Source organism: Endozoicomonas sp. YOMI1 (assembly GCF_024606345.1).
Classification (GTDB): domain Bacteria; phylum Pseudomonadota; class Gammaproteobacteria; order Pseudomonadales; family Endozoicomonadaceae; genus Endozoicomonas.
On the sequence record NZ_JAHHPM010000126.1, the window covers coordinates 1 to 4,058 of the forward strand.

The 4,058-nt window shown below is 39.0% G+C and carries 4 protein-coding genes; all 4 read right to left on the reverse strand.

From position 1 onward, the window contains the following. Nucleotides 1-337 precede the first annotated feature (337 nt). Genes KDK15_RS04655 through KDK15_RS04670 form a run of 4 tightly spaced genes read right to left on the reverse strand, consistent with a single transcriptional unit; the run spans nucleotide 338 to nucleotide 4,034 of the window. Nucleotides 338-1,285, reverse strand: coding sequence for a hypothetical protein (locus KDK15_RS04655; RefSeq protein ID WP_257294200.1), 948 nt, complete (start codon nucleotides 1,283-1,285; stop codon nucleotides 338-340). Between the two features lie 2 nt (nucleotides 1,286-1,287). Beyond that, nucleotides 1,288-2,427 (reverse strand): DUF3696 domain-containing protein, encoded by a 1,140-nt coding sequence (locus KDK15_RS04660; protein ID WP_257294201.1) that lies wholly within the window; start codon nucleotides 2,425-2,427, stop codon nucleotides 1,288-1,290. After that, the gene (locus KDK15_RS04665) at nucleotides 2,420-3,502 is read right to left on the reverse strand and encodes a DUF262 domain-containing protein (RefSeq protein WP_257294202.1); all 1,083 of its coding nucleotides are present in this window, start codon (nucleotides 3,500-3,502) and stop codon (nucleotides 2,420-2,422) included. Before KDK15_RS04665 ends, KDK15_RS04660 begins: the two co-directional genes overlap by 8 nt. A 28-nt stretch (nucleotides 3,503-3,530) precedes the next feature. Next, nucleotides 3,531-4,034, reverse strand: a complete 504-nt coding sequence (locus tag KDK15_RS04670; RefSeq protein WP_306800239.1) for a recombinase family protein — start codon at nucleotides 4,032-4,034, stop codon at nucleotides 3,531-3,533. Between the last annotated feature and the right edge of the window lie 24 nt (nucleotides 4,035-4,058).

Sequence of the window (4,058 nt, forward strand, 5' to 3'; positions counted from 1 at the left end):
GGGTGGCTGGGATGAACGGTATTTTTTGCCGCGTTAGCGGCTTGGTTCAACAAGCCCGCTCAGCAAGCCTACCTAAAATATGGTTTTGAACCATATCAATTAAGCGGTGATAATGGTTGTGCTCAGTTTTGGCAAAAACAAGTAACACGCACATAACGAACAAAGTAGGTTTTCAGGTCATCGGGTTTGAGCATGTTGGGGCAACGATCAAAGAAGGCTGCCACCCGTCGCAGTGGCCTGCTTTAGGGGTCTGAAGCCCAACGGAACGAAAAGTTGCTCTAAGCTCTGACCTGTACCTTCGGTCAAGCTGAAAAGGGACAGGTCATACAGCTTAAACTTACCGTTTTGTTATTTTAGGCCCGACATACACAATATATAAAGGCTCGCTGTTACTGACCGGCCATGAAAAATGCACACGATATTTGGGAGTGTTTACTTTTCCATGCATAGGGCAAAATATGGTGCTACCTTCTTTTTCTGGGTGTTTGAACGTTAATTGATTCTCAAACTCTCTTTTTTCAGTATCTGAAGAATCAGAAAACCATGCTTTTTGTCCTGTAAAATGATCTTGGTAAATTTCTTGTCCTTTTTCAGTTCTGTTGCCCTCTGTGTCATAGCAGCTTTTGAGTTTATTTATTATTTGACAGAGTTCTAGTATTTGATTTGCTGCTCTTTGAACAAATGGATGACCTTTTAGTGGCTCAAAACAGGTTTCAGAAAAGTGCAGTTCAGGACATGCTGATATACATAGTTCTGAAAGTTTTTTCCATGATTCTATTTTTTCATGCTGTGAAAGAATGGCTTTAATGGAATCAATTTCTGTGTAATTTAAAACTATACAAGTTTGATCGTTACCTTCATTCCTCAAGAAAACTTCTATCTCAGTAGACTCCCAGTTTGAAGGTTGGAAGCTGATAATTCTGTAATCCCCTCCGTTTAAATTTAGAAAAGCCGCTTCAGCAATAGCAGAACCTGTTACTATTTCATCACCAACCTCTAAGTAATCATCATCAGAATGTTGACTTTTCGCATCCCAGAAAGGGCCTACTTGAGTTAGCCATCGCAATAATGCTTGTCTTTTATCCCTTTGCAAGGATTGAACAACTTTAGGAAGTAAATCGCCTCTCATTATCTCTTTATTAATGAAATCGCGATTACACTGTAGTGCTCTTCCAGATACTTCAATCTGCTTTTTGAGCAGCATTAAACTATCAATAGATTCCTCAAATGAGGCTAAATCGTTAAACTGATTATGTAACGAAAGATCGTTCGCCAGGAAATCCACATCTAATCTCCCCAGCCCGCAAAAAAATTAATATCTTTATCGAACTGATCAAAGAACCCTTCCGGCCAGAAGTCAATATTTCCTTGTTCATCAATTTGAGGTGTAATAACCTGGTCGTGATCTTCCTCTCGAGCCCTGACATAATGGAGGGTTACATTGTTTTCTGATATATTTCTATTTTTTACAGATCTACGAATTCCATTCAGAATATGGTCACTATGTGTTTCTAAAACAACTTGCACTCCTGAATCAGCAATAGCGGCTAAAAACTGCCCCATTAAAACTTGACCGCTCGGATGTAAGTGTACTTCAGGATTTTCTATTAGTAACATATCTCCAACATCTGCCGCCAATGATGCCACGATAATTGGTAAAATCTGTGTTAGTCCAAAACCTACATGTATAGGACGGTGAAAGTTTGTATCATTTGATGTTCTTAACCCTAGAGTAACCGCATTTATTTTTGCTACTTTCTCTACGGTTAGCTCACATTTAGGAAAAAAGCACTGCATCCATGCCTGAACCTGATTTATGAGAGTGGGGGCGATAGGTTTAATAGCTACACGATCAGATACCTTTTTGTCTCTCTTTGAATATAAAAGGCTGATGGAGTGTTCTCCCTTAGGGCCAACTACTTGGGCGTTTAACTCGTCTTCCAGTGGGTAGTAATCTCTCGGCCCTATTCGCTCTGCGGTAATATACGTTAGAGAATATAAACGCTGTGCCAATTCAGAAACAGGCAAATTCTTACCATAAGGGAGGAGGTATTGAAGCTTCTCAGGATTTTTGAGGTATTCAGTGTTTACAGTGACATTTTTAATCTCAAGAGACATATCCTCTCTCTCCCCAGAGAAAGACCAGTCAAATGAGTTTTCCCCCAAGGAAATGCCAAGCTCAAAACTATGCCTGCCGTGAACTTTATCAATTACGTCCTGTGCTGTCCCTAGTTGCAACGTATGGCCATTGAGTACCAGCCGGTTAGACCACTCATGTTCAACCATCGTTTGGTGTAGCAAGACCAAGCATTGCATTATTGAAGATTTTCCGGATGCATTAGAGCCTGACAACATTGTTAAGTTGGTTAGTGGAAGGTTTAATAATTCAAAGCACTTGAAGTGCTTTAGCCTGATTTCATTAATCACCTAGAACCTCACTCAGTAGTTGATTAAACATAGAGAAGCGGTCTTTAACTCTGTTAACTTGGTTTGTGCCCAAAGTGATAGCATCTAAAAAATCTTGATTCTTCAAAAGCTCATAAAACTCTGCACGCAACTGTTCAGCCCTAGCTTCGACGATGTTTTCTGAATACTGAGAAAGCCCAACAGACATCACATCCCAAAGAGAGGCATTTATTACACTCCTGCCTTCATTAAGCGAGTAATGTTTTCTAAAAGCATGCCTGTTAAACACTTTTACATTGTTCTTCATGCTGGTTCTAAAATCTAAAGATAATCGTTCAATATCTCGTTCATTTAGACTGTTCATTTTTTTCAAAGCATTTGCAAGAAAGTCATCCATATCACCAGTGTATTGCTCTATTCCTAGGAGTTTGAATGCACAATATCTATTGATGAACTCTCTATCACGCATTTTTTCAGGTTTCAAGCTTGACCCTGTGGCTTGGATAAATATATATGAGCTAGATTCAGATTTTAAAAATTTAGTAGCATTACCCATGAACAAACAATTACGCATTTGCTGTCTAGATAATGGTTCACCACTATTTACCCGATCAAAAATATCGAGGAGTGCCTGTGTTGGAACTTTAGAATCAATTTGATACAGAATTAAATTACAGTCTTCTATCCTATTCTGAAGCTTTGGTGGTAAATCATCAAAGTTTTTTCCATTAAGCTCTTTTTGCTTTGGTAACTTTAGTTTTAGCTTATTATTAACAAACTGCCTAAATGTTGAGAGTCTTTGTAATCCATCTACAACCACCATTCGACCTTCAGAATTTTCAGCCAAATAAAATACAGGCAGAGGTATTCGCATAAGAATGGATTCTATCAGCTTACTCTGTTTCTCTACACTCCAAATAAAGTCACGCTGAAAGTCTGGGTCCATTATATACCCACCTTTCTCAATTCTTCTCAGAACATCATGAACTGTCCTACTCTCATTCCTAATCAAAACAGTATCTATTGGATACTCACCCAGAGAATCATCAATATCCTGGTCAATACCTTCAATTTCATCAATCGGGCTATTCATCATTTAATTTACCGTTAGAAATAAGTGTTAATTAATTAGAGCTCTTTTCAGTTTCACCGAGCAGCTTATAAACTGTTGATCGACCTATGGACATTGCTTCAGCTATTTCTTTTGGTCTCTTGCCCTCTTGATAAAAGGCAATGAGTTTTTTTCTATCAATAGTTCTTTTGCGACCAAACTTAACTCCTTTTGCCTTAGCCTCTTGGCGTCCCTCATTAGTTCGCTCTAATATGCGTTGCCTCTCGGCATCAGCCACAGCAGATAGGATCGTAACGATCATTTTACCCATATGCCCTTCTGTGCTGATTCCGTCATCTAAAAAGCGTACAGAAACACCAAGTTGATCAAACTCCTTGATCAACTGAATCATATCTGAAGTATCCCTTCCTAATCGGTCAAGCTTAGTCACGAGAAGCACATCTCCGTCCTCAACTTTGACCTTGAGTAAATTAAGTCCTTCTCGATCTACATTACTCCCAGTGGATTTGTCTGTAAAAATCCGCTTCTCTTCTACCGCTCCTAAAAACTTGCTCAAACCTACTCAAAGTTATCTAAACCT

Excerpts from the sequence above, each read along its gene's own strand:
- KDK15_RS04665 (WP_257294202.1), bottom strand. The coding sequence starts at position 3,502 with ATGATGAATAGCCCGATTGATGAAATTGAAGGTATTGACCAGGATATT.